General features: G+C 64.6%; 21 protein-coding genes. 3 read left to right on the forward strand and 18 right to left on the reverse strand.

Features of this window, described 5'->3' with window-relative positions:
* Positions 1-43: 43 nt before the first annotated feature.
* The 7 genes from AC0KW6_RS06255 to AC0KW6_RS06285 all read right to left on the reverse strand — a co-directional run bounded on the left by AC0KW6_RS06255 (position 44) and on the right by AC0KW6_RS06285 (position 6,791).
* A complete protein-coding gene (locus tag AC0KW6_RS06255; RefSeq protein ID WP_323778466.1) occupies positions 44-1,039 on the reverse strand; it encodes an endonuclease/exonuclease/phosphatase family protein in 996 nt (331 codons plus the stop codon).
* Positions 1,020-1,718, reverse strand: coding sequence for a molecular chaperone DjiA (locus AC0KW6_RS06260; RefSeq protein ID WP_323778465.1), 699 nt, complete (start codon positions 1,716-1,718; stop codon positions 1,020-1,022). The genes AC0KW6_RS06255 and AC0KW6_RS06260 overlap by 20 nt, the downstream gene beginning before the upstream one ends.
* Positions 1,719-1,727: 9 nt before the next feature.
* The gene (locus AC0KW6_RS06265; RefSeq protein ID WP_323778463.1) at positions 1,728-2,249 is read right to left on the reverse strand and encodes a GNAT family N-acetyltransferase; all 522 of its coding nucleotides are present in this window, start codon (positions 2,247-2,249) and stop codon (positions 1,728-1,730) included.
* A complete protein-coding gene (locus AC0KW6_RS06270) occupies positions 2,246-2,854 on the reverse strand; it encodes a VOC family protein (RefSeq protein WP_323778461.1) in 609 nt (202 codons plus the stop codon). The genes AC0KW6_RS06265 and AC0KW6_RS06270 overlap by 4 nt, the downstream gene beginning before the upstream one ends.
* Before the next feature lie 114 nt (positions 2,855-2,968).
* Positions 2,969-3,457, reverse strand: a complete 489-nt coding sequence (locus AC0KW6_RS06275) for an MAPEG family protein (RefSeq protein ID WP_474034442.1) — start codon at positions 3,455-3,457, stop codon at positions 2,969-2,971.
* Positions 3,458-3,763: 306 nt separating this feature from the next.
* On the reverse strand, positions 3,764-5,893 hold the full coding sequence (scpA, locus tag AC0KW6_RS06280) for a methylmalonyl-CoA mutase (RefSeq protein ID WP_474034443.1): 2,130 nt from the start codon (positions 5,891-5,893) through the stop codon (positions 3,764-3,766).
* Positions 5,859-6,791 (reverse strand): hypothetical protein, encoded by a 933-nt coding sequence (locus tag AC0KW6_RS06285; protein WP_474034444.1) that lies wholly within the window; start codon positions 6,789-6,791, stop codon positions 5,859-5,861. Before AC0KW6_RS06285 ends, scpA begins: the two co-directional genes overlap by 35 nt.
* A gap of 176 nt (positions 6,792-6,967) precedes the next feature.
* Between AC0KW6_RS06285 and AC0KW6_RS06290 the strand changes: the two genes are divergently transcribed.
* Complete coding sequence (locus AC0KW6_RS06290) at positions 6,968-7,402, forward strand: DUF4174 domain-containing protein (protein ID WP_323783379.1); 435 nt, start codon at positions 6,968-6,970, stop codon at positions 7,400-7,402.
* Positions 7,403-7,424: 22 nt separating this feature from the next.
* Here the strand turns inward: AC0KW6_RS06290 and AC0KW6_RS06295 are convergent, their stop codons facing one another.
* The 11 genes from AC0KW6_RS06295 to AC0KW6_RS06345 form a co-directional block, all read right to left on the reverse strand.
* Positions 7,425-7,928 (reverse strand): hypothetical protein, encoded by a 504-nt coding sequence (locus AC0KW6_RS06295; RefSeq protein WP_323783377.1) that lies wholly within the window; start codon positions 7,926-7,928, stop codon positions 7,425-7,427.
* 147 nt (positions 7,929-8,075) lie between these two features.
* Complete coding sequence (locus AC0KW6_RS06300; protein WP_323783375.1) at positions 8,076-10,121, reverse strand: acetyl/propionyl/methylcrotonyl-CoA carboxylase subunit alpha; 2,046 nt, start codon at positions 10,119-10,121, stop codon at positions 8,076-8,078.
* Between the two features lie 128 nt (positions 10,122-10,249).
* Entirely contained in the window at positions 10,250-10,453 is a 204-nt protein-coding gene (locus AC0KW6_RS06305; RefSeq protein ID WP_474034445.1) for a hypothetical protein, read from the reverse strand.
* A 649-nt stretch (positions 10,454-11,102) separates the two neighbouring features.
* The gene (locus AC0KW6_RS06310; RefSeq protein WP_024089508.1) at positions 11,103-11,447 is read right to left on the reverse strand and encodes a hypothetical protein; all 345 of its coding nucleotides are present in this window, start codon (positions 11,445-11,447) and stop codon (positions 11,103-11,105) included.
* A gap of 69 nt (positions 11,448-11,516) precedes the next feature.
* Entirely contained in the window at positions 11,517-11,657 is a 141-nt protein-coding gene (locus AC0KW6_RS06315) for a hypothetical protein (protein WP_024089507.1), read from the reverse strand.
* Positions 11,658-11,871: 214 nt separating this feature from the next.
* On the reverse strand, positions 11,872-12,273 hold the full coding sequence (locus AC0KW6_RS06320; RefSeq protein ID WP_474034446.1) for a DUF6497 family protein: 402 nt from the start codon (positions 12,271-12,273) through the stop codon (positions 11,872-11,874).
* Positions 12,274-12,371: 98 nt separating this feature from the next.
* Entirely contained in the window at positions 12,372-12,800 is a 429-nt protein-coding gene (locus AC0KW6_RS06325; RefSeq protein ID WP_474034447.1) for a hypothetical protein, read from the reverse strand.
* A 79-nt stretch (positions 12,801-12,879) separates the two neighbouring features.
* On the reverse strand, positions 12,880-14,412 hold the full coding sequence (locus tag AC0KW6_RS06330) for an acyl-CoA carboxylase subunit beta (protein ID WP_323782442.1): 1,533 nt from the start codon (positions 14,410-14,412) through the stop codon (positions 12,880-12,882).
* Between the two features lie 168 nt (positions 14,413-14,580).
* On the reverse strand, positions 14,581-15,789 hold the full coding sequence (locus AC0KW6_RS06335) for a hypothetical protein (protein WP_323782439.1): 1,209 nt from the start codon (positions 15,787-15,789) through the stop codon (positions 14,581-14,583).
* A gap of 20 nt (positions 15,790-15,809) precedes the next feature.
* Positions 15,810-16,193 (reverse strand): hypothetical protein, encoded by a 384-nt coding sequence (locus tag AC0KW6_RS06340; protein ID WP_323782436.1) that lies wholly within the window; start codon positions 16,191-16,193, stop codon positions 15,810-15,812.
* Positions 16,190-18,964, reverse strand: coding sequence for a hypothetical protein (locus AC0KW6_RS06345; protein WP_474034448.1), 2,775 nt, complete (start codon positions 18,962-18,964; stop codon positions 16,190-16,192). Before AC0KW6_RS06345 ends, AC0KW6_RS06340 begins: the two co-directional genes overlap by 4 nt.
* A gap of 183 nt (positions 18,965-19,147) precedes the next feature.
* Between AC0KW6_RS06345 and AC0KW6_RS06350 the strand changes: the two genes are divergently transcribed.
* The gene (locus AC0KW6_RS06350) at positions 19,148-20,359 is read left to right on the forward strand and encodes a multidrug effflux MFS transporter (RefSeq protein ID WP_474034449.1); all 1,212 of its coding nucleotides are present in this window, start codon (positions 19,148-19,150) and stop codon (positions 20,357-20,359) included.
* A 75-nt stretch (positions 20,360-20,434) separates the two neighbouring features.
* Positions 20,435-21,823, forward strand: coding sequence for a helix-turn-helix domain-containing protein (locus AC0KW6_RS06355; RefSeq protein ID WP_474034450.1), 1,389 nt, complete (start codon positions 20,435-20,437; stop codon positions 21,821-21,823).
* Positions 21,824-21,853 lie beyond the last annotated feature (30 nt).

Here is a 21,853-nt window from a genome sequence, read left to right on the forward strand (position 1 = left end):
TGCGTCAATTGGGCCTGGCCATGGCTGCACCGCAGGCAGCGACTCAGGCCAGGTCAATATCCAGCGTCACCGGGAAATGGTCCGAGGCGTCGAGCAGCGCCTGCCGCATCTCGTCATCGCCATAGCATTCCGCATCCTCGAACGGGTGCCAGATCCGCCACTTGGGGGCGAACCCCATCAGGCTGTGCGAGATCATCACATAATCCAGCAGTGCCGTAAAATACCGTTTGGTCTCAGCGTTGTAGAACCGCGAGCTACTGGGCAGCGAGGTGGCGCGCGGCGGCAGAAGGCATTGCGCGTGGGGGTCATTCAGCAAATCGCCCATCACGATTTCGACCGAAGACTGACCAAAGAGTTTTTCGTAGGCGTCCGAACCGGGGCCATCATTGAGATCGCCCATCACGATCACATGCTCACCTGCGGCCACATGTTCCGCGGCCCGCCGGTGGAGCCAATTCGCCTGCGCCAGCTGCTTGCGCTGATTGGCAATGGCGAGGGCAGTGATGTCCTTGGGCATTCTGGCCCCATGCGGCGCCTTGGACTTCAGATGCGCGCCAATCATCCGCAGCGCGGTGCCGCCCCGGGTGGTGACCGCCAGTTCCAGCGGCGGTTTGGAGAACTCCGCCTTGTCCAGCCGTTCATCAACATCGAGGTCGATCTCGAACACGCCGTTAAACAGCGGGGCGGTCTCGCTGGCGCGGGCATCATGCACCGCGTCCAGCGCATCGGGATCATAAAGAAGCGCGATTTCCTGGTGGGTGTCGTTCGGAAATCCGCTGACCGCCTCGCGCGCGCGCAGGCCCGCCTCGGCAGCGAAATTCTCCAGCGCGCGGGTGCTGCGCTGGGTCCGGCCGGTGTTGGGGGCCTCGATCACCATGATGGCGTCGGCGTCGATGCGCTGCAGCACATGGGCGATGGCCCGCCCCTGCGTGTAGCGGTCAACGCCGTAAACGCCGGACGGCTTGCCATCCAGCATCAGCCGGTCGTTCTTGTCGAACAGATCGGCGAACCATTCGATATTATAGGTTGCGATCCGCATTGCCGCAGCACCCGCTGATCTCGTCCCAGGCGCGGTTGATGTCGATCATCCGCTTTTCCGCCAGCCGCACTGCCTCCTCCGGGACGCCGCGGGCGATCATCGCATCCGGGTGGGTGTCGCGCACCAGCTTGCGCCAATGCATGCGGATCTCCTCCCTGGACATCTGCGGCGAGACGCCCAGCACGGTATAGGGATCCTTGGGCGCATCCGGCACAAACCGGGCCCGCAGCGCCTGGAACTGCTGCGGGGTCTGGCCGAAGATGCGGCTTACTTCCTCGAGGAATTCATTCTCGCCGGGGTGATAGAACCCATCCGCCATGGCGATGTGGAACAGCCCCTCCATCAGGTCGCACAGCGTGGTGGGATCATCGGCAAACATGCTGTGGATGCGGCGGGCGTATTCCTGGTAGCCGGCCACATCGGTGCGCGCCATGTCAAAGACGCGGGCGGCGCCGGTTTCATCATCGCGGGCGATCTGAAACACTTCGCGAAAGGCGGTGACCTCGTCGCGGGTGACCTGGCCGTCGGCCTTGGCCATCTTGGCGCCAAGCGCGATCACGGCAATGGCAAAGGCCACGGTGCGTTCGGGCGGCGCGCGCAGGCGGTCGAAAACTTCGGACAGGCTTTCGCCTGCGGCAAGTGCGGCCAGCGCGTCGGATATGCGGGTCCAGAGTGACATGCTGCCAGCCTATGCGTCTTTGCCGGGGTTGTCAGGGGCGGGAATACCGGGTGTCAGGATTTTCTGCATGAAAACAGTGTCGAGCCAGCGTCCCTGCTTGCAGCCCAGCTCCGGCATCCGGGCGGTTTCCAGGTATCCCAAGGCGGCGTGAAAACCGATTGCCGCGGGGTTGGCACTGCTGACACTGGCGATCAGCACATGAATGCCCGCCTGTTCCGCCTTGGCCTCCAAAGCCTGCATCAAGGCGCGGCCCGCCCCCTGCGCTTGCGCTTCGGGCAGCAGGTGGATCGTATGCTCCGCCGTGCAGCGGTAGCCGGGACCGGAGCGGAACGGAAAGAAATGCGCGTGGCCAAGGATCCTGCCGTCCTGTTCCGCCACCAGATAGGCGCCGTTGCCGGCCTCGATCTGGTGGCGGACATCTTCGGGCGATTTTTCAATGCTGTTGAAGGTGGCCAGCGTGTCGCGGATCACCCAATTGGCGATGGCGCAGACGGCTTCGGCATCATCCGGGCAGGCAGAGCGGATTTTCACCGCAGCACCCTTGGCCCATGCGGGGTGGCGAATTCGGCCATCATCGCGGGCGCCCCCGGCTCCACTGCGACGCGCGGGTCTGCAAGGATCCGGTCCAGCGCGGCTTGCAGCTCTGCCGCCTCCGGGTGGCTGAGGATCAGGCGGGTCAGGCTGCAGCCCGATTGCGGCAGCTTGCCCGCAGGCGGCTCGGCCTGCCACTGCAGCACCGCAGGGAAGAGATTGTCATAGGGGAGCAGCCCGTCCGCCGGCACCGTCATCAGCCATTTGAGGGAGCCGCGCTGCATCGCCACATGGCGCTGCGCATGCGGCGGCAGCAGCGGTTTTTCGGCCTCCAGATCTTCGCTGCGCAGGATCCAGTTGCTGAGCCGCGCGGGGCCGGTGAACCGGTCGAGGTTGAACCAGCGCGGCTGCTCCTGCGGCTGCTGCTCCGGGTCGATGGCGATGGCCTCAAGATACAGCCCGTCCGCCAGCCCGATCAGCCGGTTACGGGTGCCATAGCGCGCATGGGCGCCGCCGGGGCCAAGGGCGATGCCCAGGGCCTCCTCCAGATGCGCCGCGGCCTCTGCCAGCGTTGTGCCTGCCACGGCCAGGTGGTCGAGTATCATATGCGCGCCCTCCGCTTTTGCGGCTGAGACTAACGGTGCGGCGGCAGGGTTCAAGGCGGGATTTTGGGCCGGGCGGGCGCGCGGCGGTTGCGGCGTGTTCCGGGCAGCATAGTTTCAGAACCAGACCGCCACCGCCCAGACACCCGCAATCACCGTCGGGTAAAACGTCCCGGCAAAGCCCAGCCCCCTGAGCGGCGGCGACAGGTGATAGCCGGCCCAGAACAGCATGCGCATCAGCGCAAAAGACAAGCCAAGGGCAAGAACCACCGCGCCGCCCAGTGCCGCGGCGGCGAAGGGCCAGACCGCAAGCGCCAGCACCAGCTGCTCGGCGGTGTTGGTCAGCACCCGCTGGTCGATCCCGGCCGGCGAGCCGGGAGCAAAGGGGGCCCCGTCGATGATCGTATCGTCAAAGAACCGCCGCTGCGCGATGCGGCCGATGATCAAGGCGTGGATCAGACCCGGCGCAAGGAAGGCGCCGGGCAAGGCGATCGGGGCCGGGATATACGGCAGGCCGAGCCATTGCGGCAGGCCGGTCACCACGACGCCCCAAAGGGCGCCCAGGGCCATGCCGGTCAGGATCTGGGGACGTTTGGATCGCTGCATGGCGCCACTCAATCACCGCGCCGCCGGTTTGCCAAGATCCAGCGCCAGGCTGAACAGCCAAGCGGAAAGAGGCAGCGGGTTCTGAAAACAAATCTCCGGACCGGAGCGCTCCCGCCCGCTGGCGGCCGTGCCTTTGGCACATCCGCACCGGTTGGGCGCGGCATCGCGCGCCGCTGGCGCGCGATGCCGGCAGCCAGCCTGAAGGCTGGCTGCCAAGCCAAAAGCCGCCAAGGGGTCTGCCCCGAAGGGCAGGCACCTGCGGGTGCGGGAGTGCCCCCCCTTGCCCGCAAGCGCCAAACCTCTGGGTCAGGCCCGCGCTTCGCGGATCAGGCGCAGGATGTCCTGGGCGGCCTCGGGGATGTTGGTGCCGGGGCCGAAGATTGCTTTGACGCCCTTGGAATACAGGAACTCGTAATCCTGCTGCGGGATCACACCGCCGCAGATCACGATGATGTCGCCTGCGCCTTCGGCCTGCAGCGCCTCAACCAGCTGCGGTGCCAGCGTCTTGTGGCCTGCGGCCTGGCTGGAGATGCCGATCACATGCACGTCGTTGTCGATGGCGTCCTGCGCCGCCTCGGCCGGGGTCTGGAACAGCGGGCCGACGTCGACGTCAAAGCCGATGTCGGCAAAGGCGGTGGCAATCACCTTGGCGCCGCGGTCATGGCCGTCCTGGCCCATTTTCACCACCAGCAGGCGCGGGCGGCGGCCTTCTTCTTCGGCGAAATCCTCGATCGATTTCTGGATCGCGGCAAAGCCCTCGTCACCCTCGTATGCGGCACCATAGACGCCTGCCAGGGTCTTCACCTCGGCGCGGTGGCGGCCGAATTCCTTTTCCATCGCCATGGAGATCTCTCCGACTGAGGCCCGCGCGCGGGCGGCTTCGACTGCGGCTTCCAACAGGTTGCCGCTGCCCGCCTGGGCGCGGCGGGTCAGTTCATCCAACGCGGCCTGGCAGGCGGCCTCGTCGCGGGTCTCGCGCATCTTCTGCAGGCGGGCGATCTGGGCGTCGCGCACCGCGTGGTTATCGACATCCAGGATGTCGATCGGGTCTTCCTTGTCCTTGCGGTACTTGTTGACGCCGACCACCACCTCGTCGCCGCGGTCGATCATCGCCTGGCGGCGTGCGGCGCTTTCCTCGATGCGCAGCTTCGGCATGCCGCTCTCGACCGCCTTGGTCATGCCGCCCATCTCCTCGACCTCTTCGATCAGCGCCCAGGCTTGCTCGATCAGATCGTTGGTGAGGCTTTCGACATAGTAGGAGCCGGCCAGCGGGTCGACCACATTGGTGACGCCGGTTTCCTCCTGCAGCACCAGCTGGGTGTTGCGGGCAATCCGGGCGGAGAAGTCGGTGGGCAGCGCGATGGCCTCGTCCAGCGCGTTGGTGTGCAGGCTCTGGGTGCCGCCGAGCACCGCCGACATCGCCTCGTACGCGGTGCGGATCACGTTGTTGTAGGGGTCCTGCTCCTGCAAGCTGACGCCCGAAGTCTGGCAATGGGTGCGCAGCATCTTGGAGCGTTCGGACTTGGCGCCGAATTCAGTCATCACCCGGTGCCACAGGGTGCGGGCAGCGCGCAGCTTGGCGATTTCCATGAAGAAATTCATGCCGATCGCAAAGAAGAAGCTCAGACGCCCTGCGAATTTGTCCACGTCCATGCCCGCATCCAGCGCCGCGCGCACGTATTCGCGGCCGTCGGCGATGGTATAGGCCAGCTCCTGCACCAGGTTCGCGCCGGCCTCCTGCATGTGGTAGCCGGAGATCGAGATCGAGTTGAACTTGGGCATCTCGTTCGAGGTGTATTCAATGATGTCCGAGATGATCCGCATCGAGGGTTTCGGCGGATAGATATAGGTGTTGCGGACCATGAACTCCTTCAGGATGTCGTTCTGGATGGTGCCCGCCAGCAGGCTCTTGTCGTGGCCCTGTTCCTCGCCTGCAACGATGAAAGAGGCGAGCACCGGGATCACCGCGCCATTCATCGTCATCGAGACGGAGACCTTGTCCAGCGGGATGCCGTCGAACAGGATCTTCATATCCTCGACGCTGTCAATGGCAACGCCGGCCTTGCCGACATCGCCGACCACGCGCGGGTGGTCGCTGTCATAGCCGCGGTGGGTGGCCAGGTCGAAAGCAACCGAGACCCCCTGCTGGCCCGCGGCCAGGTTGCGGCGGTAGAAAGCGTTGCTTTCTTCGGCGGTGGAGAAGCCCGCGTACTGGCGGATGGTCCAGGGGCGGCCGGCGTACATGGTGGCCTTCACCCCGCGGGTGAAGGGGCCGACGCCGGGCAGCGTGCCCATATGGGGCAGGTCCCTGGTGTCGTCCTCGGTATAGAGCGGCTTGACCTCGATGCCTTCCAGCGTCTGCCAATTGAGGTCGTCAACCGCCCGTCCGCGCAGCTCTTTTTCAGCCAGAGCCCGCCATTCGTCTTTGTTTGTCATCAGGTCTTCCTCTTGTCAGGTCGATACGGGGCGGGTTCAGGCCCGCCGCCAGTTTATCCGGGTCTTGCACCAGCGTAGCGATGCCATCGGCACCGCCCGCCAGCCACATCATGTCGTCGGCATAAGCCTCGCGCAGCTGTGCGGTCTGCGCGTCGTCAAACGGGCGCCAGCGGCCGGAGCCGTCCGGCAACCGGGCCGCCACCGAGGGCGGCACGCCGGCCCGCAGGTCCTGCAGGCAGAGCGAGGCATTGAGACGCACCCTGGCGTGGGTGCGCGGCGCCTTTGCCCCGGTGAGGGCGGCCAGCTGCGCCTCGGGACGGGCGCCGAAGATTTCAAACGGCAGCACATGCAGGCGCGCATCGGGCACCGCGCAGGCGATATCGGTGATCACATCGCGCCAGCTGCGCGGCGCCTGCGCCAGCCGCTCCAGCTGCGCCGCAGCGGGCACCTGCTGGCTGCGGGCCACCGCATAGGCCAGCGCCGAGGCCCAATAGCTGTCCAGGCTGCGGATGCTGAGCGCCACATCTGTCACGGTGTTGCCGAAGGCCTGGGAGAACCGCGCCATCCGCTCCCCCGCCCCGCTGTAGAGATCGCCAAGCCGCAGATTGCCGCGGATCGACCCGATCATGTTCTCTTCGCTCACCAGCAGCTGATCCACGCCCTGGTCGCGGCACCCGGCGATCTGGATCTGCAGCCGCCCATGGGCACGCTGGGCCAGGTCGCGGCCGGTCACCCGTGCAGGCCCCGGCTGGATGCCGTGAAACAGGCCGCCGCGGGTGCGGAACGGACCCCAGAACCCGATGCCCGATTTGGCAAGCCCCTGCGCATTCTGACGCAGGTATTCCTGAAAAGATGTGGTTGCGCAGCGGTGCGCGCCGGTGTGAAGGATCACTTTCATCTTGTTTCGGGCCTCTTCTGGAGGGCCGCAGGCCGCAGCCCGGTCAAGGGGAATGGCACAATCATGGCCGGCAACCCCTCAGGATCCCGTTAACGATGATGTTTTTTGGCCAAGTTGCGGATTTCGCGGTCGCATTTGCCGCCGCGGCGCATATATTCAACGGGACAGGAGAGATCATGAGAGCATTCCTAACCGTTGTTTTGGCAGGTTTTCTTCCCCTTGCGGCCCTGGCGGCCGATGGCAGTGCGCCTGATTGGATCCAGCCCGGGTATGAGGTGGAACTGGAGGATTTCCAGTGGAAGCAGCGCCCTGTGGTGGTGTTTGCCGACAGCCCCGACGACCCGCGCTTCCACGAGCAGATGGAGCGGCTGATGCAGGGCGCCGAGGATCTGAAGACCCGCGATGTGGTGGTGCTGGTCGACACCGACCCGGCCGCAAAATCCGCGCTGCGCAAGAAGCTGCGGCCGCGCGGGTTCATGCTGGTTCTGGTCGGCAAGGACGGCGGTGTGAAGCTGCGCAAACCGCACCCGTGGACGGCGCGCGAATTGTCCCGCAGCATCGACAAATTCCCCGAACGGCTGCGCGAAGTCGAAGAGCGGCGCGGCGGCTGAGCAGGCCGGGCCGCGGTTGCTGTCAGCTGTTGCCGCGGACGTAGATCAGCGCCATCGCCTGTTTGTCGAGCACAACCATCGCACGGCTGTCCGGCACAAAGACGAGGTTGGACTGCGGATTGAGGATGGCCCGGTAGTAGACGCCCTTGACGATCTCGCTCATGCAGTTGACGCCGGCCAGGCCCGAATTCAGAATCCCGATGCCCTGCGGCAGATCCCGCGACATGATCGCCTCGGTCACCGCATTGGGCGATTTGCCGGCCACCCGGAACACAACCGGCTTGCCGTCTGCCAGCATCTTCATGCCGGTATTGACCGACCGCGCCCTGTCCAGCAGCGAGGTGATCCGCGGCCGGTCCGAAGTGTGGAACACCGCCGCGGTGCAGGTGGACGAGGATTGGAAAAAGAAGGTTTCGCCCAGTTCCGTCCAATCGGACAGCAGCAGGCGCACCTCCTCTTCCTTGTCGAGCGTGCAGCCCGTCAGCAGGAGAATGCCCGAGAGCAAACCGGTCATCAAACGGATCATGCGGCACCTTGAGGAAGTTCGACCCGGCCAGGATCGCAGAGAGTCCTGAAGATTTCGTGCACGCCGCAATAAAAACCGGGGCAGGCACGGCTACGGGGGCGGAAAAACCCGCCTGCCCGTCTGCATATGTGCCTGCCCCGTGATGCATTATTCGAATTCCATGATCACATCGTCGACCGCCAGGCTGTCGCCGGCACCCGCGTTGATCTTGGTCACCACGCCCTTTTTCTCGGCGCGCAGGATGTTTTCCATCTTCATCGCCTCGATGGTGCAGAGCGCCTGGCCCTCCTGGACCTCCTGCCCCGCTTCGACATCGACCTTCACGATCAGGCCGGGCATCGGGCACAGCAGCATCTTGGAGGTGTCGGGCGGCAGTTTTTCCGGCATCAGCTCTGCCAGTTCGGCCTGGCGCGGGGTGCGCACATGCACCTTGAGGTCGGCCCCGCGGGAGCGGATGCGGAAGCCTTGGGTGACCTTGCCGGTCTTCAGCACCAGGGTTTCGCCATCCACGTCCAGCGTCGCCAGCTGGTCGCCCGGCGTCCAGTCCGAGGTCACCCGCAGGGCCGCGCCATCGTCAAAGCGGACAGTCGCCCCTTCGCGGTCGGCGTCGACCACCACGCTGTAGGACTGGTCCTGCAGGCTGACAACCCAATCGGTCCCCACCTTGCGTTCGTGGTTGTCCATCCGGCCAGAGACGCGGGTGCGGCGGATTTCGGCAACCCGGTGCATGGCGGCGCAGGACGCCGCGATCTTGCGCAGGTCCGCTTCCGGCAGTTCGACCCCCTCAAAACCCTCGGGATACTGCTCCTCGATGAAGGCGGTGGTCATGGTGCCGTCAATGAAGATCGGATGGTCCATCACCGCGCTGAGGAACGGCAGGTTGTGGCCGATGCCCTCCACCTCGAAGCTGTCCAGCGCGATACGCATGGCGTCGATCGCCTCGGCCCGGGTCGGCGCCCAGGTGCAAAGTTTGGCGATCATCGGGTCGTAATACATTGAAATCTCGCCGCCTTCATAGACGCCGGTGTCGTTGCGCACGGCAGCCTCGCCCGCGGGCGCATCGCCCTGCCACTTGCCGTTTTCCAGCATCGGGCCTGCGGCGGTCTCGGCCGGCGGGCGGTAGCGCGACAGGCGGCCGATGGAGGGCAGGAAGCCGCGGTAGGGATCTTCGGCATAAAGGCGGTTTTCAATCGCCCAGCCGGTGAGGGTCACATCCTCCTGGCGCAGCGGCAGTTCTGCCCCGTCCGCGACGCGGATCATCTGTTCGACCAGATCGACGCCGGTGATCAACTCGGTCACCGGGTGCTCCACCTGCAGGCGGGTGTTCATTTCCAGAAAGTAGAAATTCTTGTCGCCATCGACGATGAATTCGACGGTGCCCGCGCTGGAATAGCCAACGGCCTTGGCCAGCGCCACGGCCTGTTCTCCCATCGCCTTGCGGGTATCCTCGTCCAGGAAGGGGCTGGGTGCCTCTTCGACGACTTTCTGGTTGCGGCGCTGGATCGAGCATTCGCGCTCGCCCAGGTAGATGCCGTTGCCGTGGGTGTCGCAGAGCACCTGGATTTCGATGTGGCGCGGCTGGGTCACGAATTTCTCGATGAAGATCCGGTCGTCGCCAAAGGAGTTCGCGGCCTCGTTCTTGGAGGACTGGAACCCTTCGCGGGCTTCCTCGTCGGTCCAGGCGATCCGCATCCCCTTGCCGCCGCCGCCCGCAGAGGCCTTGATCATCACCGGATAGCCGATCTGGTTGGAGATCTTCACCGCCTCGTCGGCATCGGCGATCAGCCCCATGTAACCGGGCACGGTGGAGACGCCGGCCTCCTGGGCGATCTTCTTGGAGGTGATCTTGTCGCCCATGCTTTCGATTGCGCCCACCGGGGGGCCGACAAAGGCGACGCCTTCGGCGGCCAGCGCCTCGGCGAATTTGGAGTTCTCAGAGAGGAAGCCGTAGCCCGGATGCACCGCCTGGGCGCCGGTTGCGCGGATCGCCTCCATCACCTTGTCGATGACGATATAGGACTGGTTGGCGGGCGGCGGGCCGATGTTGACGGCTTCATCCGCCATCTGCACATGCAGGGCCTGCTTGTCGGCGTCGGAGTAGATGGCAACGGTCTTGATGCCCATTTTCCGCGCGGTTTTGATCACTCGGCAGGCGATCTCGCCGCGGTTGGCGATCAGGATCTTATCAAACATAGGCAGTCCCTTGTTCCTTGGTATTCCGGAATGCAAAACGCCGCGCCCGGGACAAGCCCAGGCGCGGCGATTGCGCGATGTCAGAAGCGGCCCGCAGGGGGCGGCTGATCAGTTCTGCGGCCTGGGCCTCAGCACTTGCGGGGGTTTTGCTCGCAGTAAACGAGGTTTGCGGCAACACCGACAGCGGCGCCAGTGACCAGGTTGGCGTCGAGGACCGCAGCACCAAGCGCGCCGGCGCCGCCGCCGTAGATGATCCGCTCGCCGGTGGTGTCGCCGCAGGCCGCCGCGAGGCCGCAGAGCGACAGGGCCGCGATGAGAGATTTTGCCCGCATGTCCATATTCCTTGTTCCGGGGACGTGACTGTCCCTGCGGAATTTGCAGGCTGGGCAGCCGTGCGCAACGCTGTACGGAACCGGCCCTTCAGTTGGGCGGAGGCTTGCCGCATCGGGGGGGGGATACGGCAAGCTTCCGCCGGCGCCCGAAGGGGAGAAAAGACGGGCAGGACGCGGATGGGGGCGCGTACCTGCCCGTTCAGGCGAAGGGGCCGGAACAGATGCTCGGCACAGCAGCGTGGCTGCGCTGCTTGATCTACGATGCACGGCGCCGGCGCTGCTGTAAGCACCGGAAATGCGAAGCCGCGGATTTGGGCAGATTCCTGCTGACCTGCGCGGCGGTTGTGCAATTTCACGCCGAAATCACGCTGGGCCGCTGGTCCGGGGACGCCGGAGCGCATCAGCTTTGTCACATCGCCGTTAAAGCTATGGTGCTGGTCTGTCCTGCGCGTGGAGCCGCCGGACCGGCGGCTGTCCAAGCACCGGGCCGGGGCGGTACGGCCTTCGCCGGCACTGCCGGCGCCTGCACCTTGCAGCTCCGGCGGACCTTCTGACAGGCCAGCGGACCGGCGGCGCCCCGGACGCAGCGGCAGGCATCGCGGAGAGATCCGCGGTGCCTGAACCGTGATATCCGCCCGGGGCCGCGGCATCAGTCGAACGCGTCCGGGAAGGAGGCGCGCGCCACCGCCTCGTCAATGACCAGCAGCGCCTCGTAACTGGCGGGGTCAAACGGATCCTCGGCCGGGATCACTTCGCGGCCGAACAGCCAGCTCAGACGGCCGGCGTCCAGATTGCCGCGCTCGAACGGCTGATCGCCGAACTGCTCCCACAGCGCCCGCATGAAGGTGGCGTCGACGCGGCGGTCGACGTTCTTGCGGTCGCGGTAGCGCTCGCGCCGGGTCAGCGGCGTGACCCCCTTGGGATTGGGGCGGCGGACGGTGAATTGGAAATCGGTGCCGGGCATACGGCCCGGAAACCCGCGGTGTTTCAGCATTTGGGTGCCTCCTGTCCGGCACCCTGCGGGCGGGTAAGGGCCGGCCGCAGGGCCGGACCCTTGTGGTCGTTACTTGTACTTGCCGGTAAATTCCGGCTCCTGCGAGATCGGCTCGGGCTCGACCACGACAAACTCTTCTTCCTGCTGGGCGCAGGCAGTGACGGCGGCCAGCAGGCCTGCCAGGGCGATAAGCTTGATGCTCTTGGACATTTCTGTCTCCTGATAAAAAACGCGAAACCTGCGGGGGCGTGGCCCGCCGCATGCCTCAACCTCAATGTGAAGGCAGCCCGCAGGCTGCCCGCGCAAAGGATAGCCGGGTTTGCATCCGAGTCACATGCGAATCGCGGCAATTGGCGGCGCTGTGGCTGCAATGCCGCAAGAATCCGCCGATCTGAAGCTGTCCCCGCAAGATGTTGTGGATGCATCAGAAAGCCTCCCAGATGCAGGCTGCGCTGTCGGGGCGGTAGGCCTCGAAAAACTGGGTGGCGGCAGGGTCCTGCGCCCCGAACGGCACCGCCCGGTCCGAGAGCGAAATCACCACCCGCGCCGCGGTCAGCTGCTGTTCGGCCAGGTAGGGCAGTACCAGGGTCTCGCAGAGATGGTCCATGTCGGACGCCGCCGCCTCATAGCCGACAGAGCCGGTGCCGCGGGCAATTTCCGGCGCCAGAAAACGGAACCGCGCCCAGGTTTCGCCTGCCTGCCCGGACGCCTTGTCCAGCAGCACCTCGGCCAGGGTCACGGGCTGGCCTGACGGCACCGCAACCGGCCCGGCGGCAGCAACGGACAGGGCGGGCAGGACGGACAATGCAAAGGGGATAACAGCCATATATCCGCAGCCCCGGCCCCCGGTTTCCCGGGCTCCTCCGGCCGGGGCTGCTGGCGCAGCGCTGAAAGCGCGCGCTGTCTGAATCCGGTTGACGCAGATCATGAAACTGATTCGCTCTTCATGTCAATTTTTGCCGCAAATTCGAGCGGATTATTCGTTTCCGGACCGGTTTCCGGGCATATCCTGTCCCGGCGCCGCGCCGCATGGCGCAGCCAGCGGGTCCGGTTGGCCGGGTTTTCCAGCACATCGGCGATCCGCCCGGCCGCATTGGACGGCACCCGGCCCAGCACCTGCCCGCCGGCCCTGACCGCCAGCCCCTGCCCTTCAGCTGTGATTTCCACCACCGGGGAGAAGCCGCGCAAGGCCTGCAGGTGCCGCCACATGTCCTGACGGATCTGATGCGCCAGCCGCAGCGGGTCCGCCTGCGGCAGCAGGGTTTCCGCCGCCACATCAAAGCGTGCAGGCAGGCGGCGCGACAGCGTCAGCGCCCCGTCTTTCCGCGTGATATGCCAACCGCTGCTGGACAAATCCAAAGCCTCCCTTTTCTTTCTGGTCACAAATATTTCCGGCGGAGCGGGGGCTGTCTGCCCCCGCTCAGCTCTTGCCTCAGAGCGGAATGTTGTCGTGCTTTTTCCACGGGTTCTTCAGCTGCTTGCCACGCAAGGAGGCAAAGGCGCGGGAGACCCGGCGGCGGGTGGACTGGGGCATGATCACCTCGTCGATGAAACCGCGTTCCGCCGCCACAAAGGGGTTGGCGAAACGGTCTTCGTATTCGGCGGTTTTCTGGGCGATCTTTTCGGGATCGTTCAGATCGGCGCGGTGGATGATCTCGGTGGCGCCCTTGGCGCCCATCACCGCGATTTCCGCTGTCGGCCAGGCATAGTTGAAATCGCCGCGCAGGTGTTTGGACGCCATCACGTCGTAAGCGCCGCCATAGGCCTTGCGGGTGATCACGGTGACCTTGGGCACGGTGGCCTCGCCATAGGCAAACAGCAGCTTGGCGCCGTGCTTGATGACGCCGCCGTATTCCTGGGAGGTGCCCGGCAGGAAGCCCGGCACGTCGACGAAGGTCAGGATCGGGATCTCAAAGCAGTCGCAGAAGCGCACAAAACGCGCCGCCTTGCGGGAGGAGTCGATGTCGAGGCAGCCCGCCAGCACCATCGGCTGGTTGGCGACAACGCCGACGGTCTGGCCTTCGAGACGGATGAAGCCGGTGATGATGTTCTTGGCGAAATCCTCCTGGATCTCGTAGAAGTCGCCCTCATCCGCGATCTTGGTGATCAGCTCCTTCATGTCATAGGGGCTGTTGGGGTTTTCCGGGATCAGGGTGTCGAGGCTGGTCTCGATCCGGCCGGGTTCATCAAAGAACGGCCGCACCGGCGGCTTTTCCTGATTGTTGAGCGGCAGGAAATCGACCAGGCGGCGGACTTCGGCCAGCGCTTCGACATCGTTTTCAAAGGCGCCGTCGGCAACGGAGGATTTCCGGGTATGGGTGGAGGCGCCGCCCAGTTCCTCGGCGGTCACCACCTCGTTGGTCACGGTTTTCACCACGTCCGGGCCGGTCACGAACATGTAGGAGGTGTCCTTGACCATGAAGATGAAGTCGGTCATCGCCGGGGAGTAGACCGCGCCGCCCGCGCACGGCCCCATGATGACGGAGATCTGCGGGATCACGCCCGAGGCCATGATGTTGCGCTGGAAAATCTCGGCATAGCCGGCCAGCGCATCGACGCCTTCCTGGATCCGGGCGCCGCCGGAATCGTTGATGCCGATCACCGGCGCGCCGTTCTGCACCGCCATATCCATGATTTTGCAAATCTTCTGGGCATGGGTTGCCGAGACGGAGCCGCCGAGCACGGTGAAGTCCTGGCTGAAGACATAGACCTGGCGGCCATTGATCGTCCCCCAGCCGGTGACCACGCCGTCGCCTGCCGGCCTGTTGTCTTCCATGCCGAAATCGGTGCAGCGGTGGCCCATGAACATGTCGAACTCTTCAAAGCTGTCCTCGTCCAGCAAGAGTTCGATCCGTTCGCGGGCTGTCAGCTTGCCGCGGCCGTGCTGTGCGTCGATGCGGCGCTGGCCGCCGCCCAGCCGCGCGTCCTGGCGGCGGTCTTCCAGCTCGGAAAGGATGTCTTTCATGGCACATGTCCCCTGTAGATTTCTCCGCGACCATATATTGCGCCGCAGCGAAGCCAAAGGACATTATCGCAAATTTGCAAATCTTTTGCATACGGAGTTAGCAAACCTGTAAATCAGCAAATCCGCCGCCCGGCTTCCGGCCCCCTGCCCGGGCCCGGAGCAGCGTCTTCAGGCGGCTTTGGCGATCTCGGCCATTTGCCGCAGGGCCTTTGTCAGCGGTGTCTTGACCGGGGCTTTCACGCCGAAAGGATTGTCTTCGACCATGGCGATCACCGGATCGTCTTTGAGGAACTTCAAATAGGCGGCAATCTGGGCCAGCAGCGCCTGTGCGGCTTTTTTGCGGGCCTCGCCGGCGGCGGACCTCATCTCGAACAGCGCCTTCATCAGCGCGGTCTGATTGCCATCGGTGACGCCGGACAGACCGGCATCGGCGATTTGCGCCAGCACCGGGTGGTTCTGGGATTTCAGCGCGTCCTGAAGGCTGGAGATGCCACGGTCCACATCTTCCTTGGCGGCCTGCCAGATCTCCATCGGGTCGGCTGGCGGCGCCGTGTCCCCGGCAGCGCTGTCCAGCGTCTTGATCAGCGCCTTCAGGCCGACGGCGGCCTCGGGCAAGGCGCCCGATTTCAGGCTGGCGGCAATGGCGCGGGCCTGTTCGGCCAATGGGGCGGCCTGTTCTGGCGGCAGGGTTTTGATCCTGGCAGCCTGTGCGGACAGCAGTTTGGAAAGCTTGGCAGCCTGCTCCGAATCCGCCGGGGCGGATTTCGGCTGGGCTTGCAGCTTAGCCAGTGCAGCCTCCAGCCGGCCGAGCCGTGCGGCGCAACCGTCGTGATCGCCCTGCCCCAGAAGTTTCACGCTGGCCTTGATTTCCGGTGCAAGCTTGCCCGCCAGCTCCGGGTTGCCCAGCGCCTTGACCGCCTCGGCGGCGGCGGCGAGGCGCTGTTTCAATGCGGCTGCCGCGGCATCATCCGCCTGTGCCGGCGCGCTGGCTTCAGGCGCCTCGGCATCGTCATCCGGCAGGCTGTCTTCGTCGATGATGCTGCCGTCGGGGCCGATCAGCACCGGCTTGAATTTGACCATGCCCTCCTTCATGAATTTTTTCTTCAGCTGCTTGACGATGCCCTTCAGCGGCTTTTCCGGCTGCAGGAGAACCTCGTTCTCCTCCACCCGCAGGGTGCCGAAGCAGGACTTCTTGATCGCCGGCGCCTTTTTCATGTCGCCGCGCAGAACCTTGCCGGGCTTGCGCAGGTCGATCATCAGCCCGCAGTCTTCCGGCTTGCCCGCAAGGCCGAAGGCGAAAGGCAGCGCCTTGCCGGAGGCTTTGGCCTTTTTCAGAAGTTTCAGGACAGCATCCGCATCAAAAGCCTGATCAGGCATGGCAATCTCCTAGCTGGCTCCTAACTGGCGTTGCCGGTGAAGGCATCCCAGTCTTCAGCGCTCATTTCCACAAAATCTAGATCCGCCTGGTCCCCCGGTTCGGACAGCGGCTGGTCCGGCCAGATCATCCCGTAGGCGCGGCGGAACAGCGCCTGCAGCTCGGCGTCGCTGAACGGGTATTGCTGGCCTGCAAACTGGCCGATGCGGCCGCCTGGACTGGCGATCAGCGAATCCAGCGCCAGCCGCAGCCAATCGAGGTTGCCCTCTTTATAGGCGCGTTTGTGCATGCTGCGGATGTCGGCGTCGAACTGGGCCAGGTCGGCCATTGGGTCGGGCGCGTTCACCGCCCGGCCCATGGTCAGAAGCCGCGTGTAGCCTGCGATCAGTTCCTTGCGGATTTTCATGGGATCATGTTCCCCGGATTGCCATTGGTGTAGGTCTTGGTCTCGTTGTCCCAGCCGTCGGCGACCGGATATTGCTGCATCATCACCCAGCGGCCCGGAATCTTGGCCGGGGGCGCGTTGTGCCGGGCGGTGTATTTCGTCACGTAATCGGCGTTATCCTGGGCTTTGACTTCGTCATGAACCGTTGGATCCACCGGGAAGGCGGTGGTTTCCGCAGGCAGCAGCTCCGGCTCCCAGATGAAGTTCACATAGGCGCGGGTCAGGCCCTCGACCTCCTCGAAGCTTTCATAGGTCTTATCCGCGATCGGCTCGCCGCTGTCATCGGAGCGCAGGTGTTTCTTGCGGCCGATATAGGCCTTGTCGATCGGGCGGCCGTGCTCGACGGTGAAATCGGCGCTTTCATCCGGATCCGTCAGCGGATCGCCGGTGAAGGTCATTTCGGTTTCAGTGATGTCCACACCCTTGGCCAATGCGGCTTCGGCGGCAATCTCGCGGCCGGCCAGCCAGTCCTGCGGGCTGTGGAACTTGGAGGACGCGCCGGTGTAGGAGCGTTCGTCGTCGGAATGCGCATTGGGCGGCTTGCCGGTTTTCAGGCGGGTGATCAGGTCTTCGTCGCTGACATCCGGCCCGTGGCGGTCGAGCGAATGGCCTGCATTGCTGCCAACCCCGTCCATCATTTCATAGGCTTCCGCCGCTTCGGTGCTGAGTTTTTCAAGGTCCTTGCGGACCTGATCAAAGGCGGTTCCGGCCTTGTCGAAATCCGGTTTCTTTGCCTCAGCCTCAGCCGCTGCGGCCTTGTCCTCGAAGGGTTTCAGCTCCTTTGACGCAACCCCGGCCCGTTTCAGCGCAGCGATAATGCCCTGCACCTGAAAACGGGCGGTGGCCATCGGTTTGACCGTCTTCAGCAGTTTTTCGTGGGTGTCCAGCATCAGGAAAGCGTCGCCGTATTCCTTGTCTTTTCCGGCCCGGTCCCTGGCCGCCTGCAACGCCTCGTCCAGTTTGCTCTCTGCCGCTGGCAGCTTCAGGTATTTTTTGGTCCGGGCGTGTTCCTTTTCGACCTTGGCAAGCTTCCCCCGGTAATCCGCCATAGCCAGGACGAGATCCATGAAATCGGTGCCATCCAGCACCGTTTGCAGATCACCTGCAGCCTTTGCGGGATCGCCGCCGCGGGCCGTGATTTCCGCGGCCTTGATCGCGTCATCCAGCGTGCTTTTCAAAGCATCCGCATCGCCGGGCAGCACCGCGAGCAGATCGCCGGCAGCCTTTTTGGTGGTCAGATAGCCTGGCATTGCACGCAAAAGCGCCAGCGCCGCGGGCACTGCGCTGACGGCTTCGGGGTATTTCTGCGCTGCGATATTATCCGCAACCGGTTTGTGGAAATCATAGGCGGCGGCCGCTGGGAACTGCGCCAGGATCTGCGCCATTTCGCGCCGGTCGTCCACAACCTTTTCCAGCTGGAACAGCTGGCTCAGCTTGGCATGGTACTGCGGCGCGCCGGTTTTCTTGTCGAACTTGTCATCATCCGCCAGGTCCTTATGCGCGTTCCAGGTTGTGGTCAGGTCGCTCAGCTCGGGCTCGGCCAGAACCTGTTTCAGGGCGTTGTACTTCGCCTCCAGCGCCTTGACGATCTGTTTGGAGTGGCTCTTGCGCATCAAGGCGCGGTTGGCCTTTTCCCAGACCTGCAAATCCGCCTGCGCGCCTGCGGGATCGTTGGCGCCCTTGAATTTCTGCTTGGTATCCGCCGCCGTCAAAGCGTTGCGGAAGCCCTCATCCGCCCGCAGCGAGCCGTCAAATCCGCGCATATAGCGGGCCAGCTTGCCGCGGTCCTTGGAGCTGTAGTCGATCAGCTCCTGCAGCAGCGCCTTGGCCTCGGCGAACTTCTGCTCCTTATAGGCTTTCGTCTTGGCGTTCTTCAGATGATTGCGGAAGTCTTTGGCGTCCGGCACCGAACTGGCGAGGATAAACGCGCAGCGGTCATGGGTGTTCGCCATGTAGCCGTCCATCAGCGCGGCGAAACTGAGCGCCTCTGCCAGATCATCCTCGTCGCCCAGATTGGTTTTCCAGGCCTCCAGCGCCGACTTGGCTGCGCCGAAGTTCCCGGCCTTGGAATGGGTGGCCGCGGTTTTCATCTGGGTGCTGCGGGCGGCTGCCGCGGCGTCCTTGGTGCCGCCTGTCATCGGGTTGATCAGCGCCAGCGTGGCATGCGTCCAAGTGTCGAAATAGATGCCGTATGTGCAGGCGTCTTCTGCCTTGGCCGAAATATCCTTGGCGGTGGCCTCCACCGCCTTGAAATTCTTGTCGGTGACGGCGGCAGCCATGGTTTTCTGCGCCGATTTGATCAGGCCCTCCACATAGGTAAAGGCGCCCTGGTCCAGACTGTCGCGCACCGATGCGAACTTCTCCTCCGCCGCGGCCAGGGCGGATTGCGCCAGGTCCCGCGCGGCGGCAACATCCAGCTGCGCGGCAATCTGGCTGGCCAGGTCCGAGATATCGCTGTCGATCTTGTCAAACGCCGCTGCCTCATCCGCGCTGAGGATTTCCTTTTTCAGCGCCTTGCGCCCGCCGGCCAGGCTGCGCCGCGCGCCTGAGCTGAGGGCGGCGGGAATGGTGATCTTGTTCAGCTCTGTCAGGGCCGCCTTGCGCCGGTTGTCCACGTCCTCATCCCCCGGATCGGGGAGGTCCGGCATGGTCCAGGCCTTGAGGCTGTAAAACCGTTCGGCCCATTGCCGGATGGCCGGATTGTTGGCAAGCGGATCAGGGGTATTGGCCATGGGTCACCTCAACAGAAAAAAAGGCCAAGCCTTCGGGAAAACGCGTGAAAAAAAGGAGTGCTCAAGCAACCATAGGAGAGGCATTGAATTTCACGCAAGAGTCTTTTGACGCGGCGGCAGCCTTCTGCGCTGCGATGCGATGGACTGATGGACAAGACGGGCTGACTGCTCTAACCGGATGTTATGTCCACTTATAATCACCGCCTGTCCGGCCAGCGGACGCCGCCGCGCATTTTCACCCTGATCCTGCTTGCCGGGCTGTCGGCGCTTGGCATGAACCTGCATTTGCCCTCGCTGGCAGGCATGGCCGACTATTACGCGGTTGATTACCGGGTGATGCAGCTGTCGGTGGCGCTGTATCTGGCGGGCAATGCGGTGGTGCAGATCTTTGTCGGGCCGATTTCCGACCAGATGGGGCGGCGGCCGGTGATCCTGGTCAGCATTGCGCTGTTCCTGCTGGCGACCTTGGGCTGCATCTATGCGCCGACGGCCGAAAGCTTTCTGCTGTTCCGGGTGGCGCAGACTGTGGTGGCTGCCACCATGGTGCTGAGCCGGGCGGCGGTGCGCGACATGTATGACAGCAACGAGGCTGCCAGCATGATCGGCTATGTCACCATGGGCATGGCCATCGTGCCGATGATCGGCCCTGCGATCGGCGGCTTTCTGGATCAGTGGATGGGCTGGAAAGCCAATTTCTGGATGCTGTTTCTGGTCGGTGCGGCGACGCTGGCCATCACCTTCACCGATTTCGGCGAGACCGCCCACAAAAGCGGCAAGACGCTGACGGCGCAGTTCCGCGAGTATCCCGAGCTGCTGCGCTCGCCCCGGTTCTGGGGCTATTCGCTGTCGTCGGGCCTGGCATCGGGCGCCTTCTTTGCCTATCTGGGCGGCGCGCCTTTTGTCGGCACCGAGGTCTATGGCCTCAGCACGGCAGAGCTGGGAGTGTATTTTGCGGCGCCGGCGGTGGGGTATTTTGCCGGCAACTTCATCTCCGGGCGCTATTCCACCCGGCTCGGCATCAACCGGATGGTACTGTGGGGCTGTGTCATCAATGGCGGCGGGGTTCTGCTGTCGCTGCTGATTGCGATGGCCGGGGCGGATACCGTCTATACCTTCTTCGGGCTGATGTGTTTTATCGGCCTGGGCAATGGCATGGCGATCCCCAATGCCACTGCCGGCGCCATTTCCGTGCGCCCGCATCTGGCGGGCACCGCATCCGGCCTCAGCGGCGCGATCATGATCGGTGCCGGCGCTGCGCTCAGCGCTTTTGCCGGCATGCTTTTGGTGCCGGGCTCTACTGCGGTGCCGTTGCTGGCGATCATGTTCGGCACCGCCATCTGCGGGCTGGTGGCGATCCTGATGGTGGTCTGGCGGGAGCGGCGGATCGGCGCATAATCCCGGCGCCGGGCTTGCGGCCCCGGATTTGCAATTATACCATTCGCAAGAATTGGATTTGCAAAGGCGCGCCTGATGGCCACCCAGAAACTATATGCCGGCGCCAAGCTGCGCGAAATGCGGCAGCGGCTGGAGCTGACGCAAAAGGATTTTGCCGCCAAGCTGGGTGTCTCGCTGCCCTATCTGAACCAGATGGAGAACAACAACCGGCCGGTGTCGACCACGGTGGTGCTGGCGCTGGCGCAGGAATTCGGCATGGATGTGACCGAGCTGAGCGCCGGCGACAGCGAGCGGCTGGTCAGCGACATGCGCGAGGCGATGGCGGATCCGGTGTTTGCCGATGAGGCGCCGCCGCTGGCGGATCTGCGGCTGACTGCCTCCAACGCGCCGGCCCTGGCGCGGGCGTTTCTGTCGCTGCACCGCGCCTATCGGCAGACCCATGAGCGGCTGGCCTCGCTGGACGAGGCACTGGGCCGGGAAGATGCCCGCATTCAGGCCTCTCCCTGGGAAGAGGTGCGGGATTTCTTTCACTACTGCGACAATTACATCGACGCGGTGGACCACGCGGCAGAGCATTTTGCCGCCACCAATGATATCCGCGCCGCGGCCGTGGCCGCGCTGGAGCGCGGCGGCGTCACCGTGCGCCAGTCCGAGATGGAGGGCTTGCGCCGCTATGACGATGAGACAGGGGTGCTGCATCTGTCCAACCGCTCGGCGCCGCCGACGCAGCTGTTCCAGATGCTGCTGCAGGTGGCATTGCTGCGGCAGAACCAGCTGCTGGAAGCAACGCTGGATTTTGCAAAGTTTCAGAGCGAGGAGGCCCGCGCCATCGCCAAGATCGGCCTTGCCAATTATTTCGCCGGCGCCGCCCTGATGCCCTACACGCGGTTCCTGGAGGCCGCGCAGACCTGCCGTCATGACCTGGAGCTGCTGGCGATCCGTTTCGGCGCCTCGATCGAGCAGATCGCGCACCGGCTGTCGACCCTGCAGCGGCCCGGCGCCAAGGGGGTGCCGTTCTTTTTCGTGCGCGTCGACCAGGCAGGCACCATCACCAAGCGCCATTCGGCCACCCGGCTGCAATTCGCCCGCTTTGGCGGCGCCTGCCCGCTGTGGAATGTGCACCGGGCGTTTGAAACCCCGGGCCGGTTCCTGCGCCAGCTGGCCGAGACGCCGGACGGGGTGCGCTATATCTCGCTGGCGCGGGATGTGTCCAAGCCCGGCGGATCCTTTGGTGCGCCGGTGCGGCGCTATGCGATTTCGCTGGGCTGCGAAGTACGGCACGCCGAGGCGCTGGTCTATGCGGACGGGATGGATGTGAGTCAGGACAGCGCCTATGAGCCGATCGGCATCTCCTGCCGGATCTGCGAGCGCAAGGACTGCCACCAGCGCTCGGTGCCGCCGCTGGAGCGGCGGCTGACCATCAACTCCGACCAGCGCGGCGTTCTGCCCTATGAGGTGAGCTGAGGCTGGCCCGCCGTATTACCCGGCGGCGAA

Source organism: Leisingera sp. SA215 (assembly GCF_055902035.1).

Coding starts and splice junctions, on each gene's coding strand:
- AC0KW6_RS06290 (WP_323783379.1), top strand. CDS start 6,968: ATGAGAGCATTCCTAACCGTTGTTTTGGCAGGTTTTCTTCCCCTTGCG.
- AC0KW6_RS06260 (WP_323778465.1), bottom strand. CDS start 1,718: ATGTCACTCTGGACCCGCATATCCGACGCGCTGGCCGCACTTGCCGCA.
- AC0KW6_RS06255 (WP_323778466.1), bottom strand. CDS start 1,039: ATGCGGATCGCAACCTATAATATCGAATGGTTCGCCGATCTGTTCGAC.
- AC0KW6_RS06320 (WP_474034446.1), bottom strand. CDS start 12,273: ATGGCTGTTATCCCCTTTGCATTGTCCGTCCTGCCCGCCCTGTCCGTT.
- AC0KW6_RS06305 (WP_474034445.1), bottom strand. CDS start 10,453: ATGCGGGCAAAATCTCTCATCGCGGCCCTGTCGCTCTGCGGCCTCGCG.
- AC0KW6_RS06315 (WP_024089507.1), bottom strand. CDS start 11,657: ATGTCCAAGAGCATCAAGCTTATCGCCCTGGCAGGCCTGCTGGCCGCC.
- AC0KW6_RS06270 (WP_323778461.1), bottom strand. CDS start 2,854: ATGATACTCGACCACCTGGCCGTGGCAGGCACAACGCTGGCAGAGGCC.
- scpA (WP_474034443.1), bottom strand. CDS start 5,893: ATGACAAACAAAGACGAATGGCGGGCTCTGGCTGAAAAAGAGCTGCGC.
- AC0KW6_RS06350 (WP_474034449.1), top strand. CDS start 19,148: ATGTCCACTTATAATCACCGCCTGTCCGGCCAGCGGACGCCGCCGCGC.
- AC0KW6_RS06300 (WP_323783375.1), bottom strand. CDS start 10,121: ATGTTTGATAAGATCCTGATCGCCAACCGCGGCGAGATCGCCTGCCGA.
- AC0KW6_RS06335 (WP_323782439.1), bottom strand. CDS start 15,789: ATGCCTGATCAGGCTTTTGATGCGGATGCTGTCCTGAAACTTCTGAAA.
- AC0KW6_RS06330 (WP_323782442.1), bottom strand. CDS start 14,412: ATGAAAGACATCCTTTCCGAGCTGGAAGACCGCCGCCAGGACGCGCGG.
- AC0KW6_RS06310 (WP_024089508.1), bottom strand. CDS start 11,447: ATGCTGAAACACCGCGGGTTTCCGGGCCGTATGCCCGGCACCGATTTC.
- AC0KW6_RS06355 (WP_474034450.1), top strand. CDS start 20,435: ATGGCCACCCAGAAACTATATGCCGGCGCCAAGCTGCGCGAAATGCGG.
- AC0KW6_RS06295 (WP_323783377.1), bottom strand. CDS start 7,928: ATGATCCGTTTGATGACCGGTTTGCTCTCGGGCATTCTCCTGCTGACG.
- AC0KW6_RS06340 (WP_323782436.1), bottom strand. CDS start 16,193: ATGAAAATCCGCAAGGAACTGATCGCAGGCTACACGCGGCTTCTGACC.
- AC0KW6_RS06285 (WP_474034444.1), bottom strand. CDS start 6,791: ATGAAAGTGATCCTTCACACCGGCGCGCACCGCTGCGCAACCACATCT.
- AC0KW6_RS06345 (WP_474034448.1), bottom strand. CDS start 18,964: ATGGCCAATACCCCTGATCCGCTTGCCAACAATCCGGCCATCCGGCAA.
- AC0KW6_RS06275 (WP_474034442.1), bottom strand. CDS start 3,457: ATGCAGCGATCCAAACGTCCCCAGATCCTGACCGGCATGGCCCTGGGC.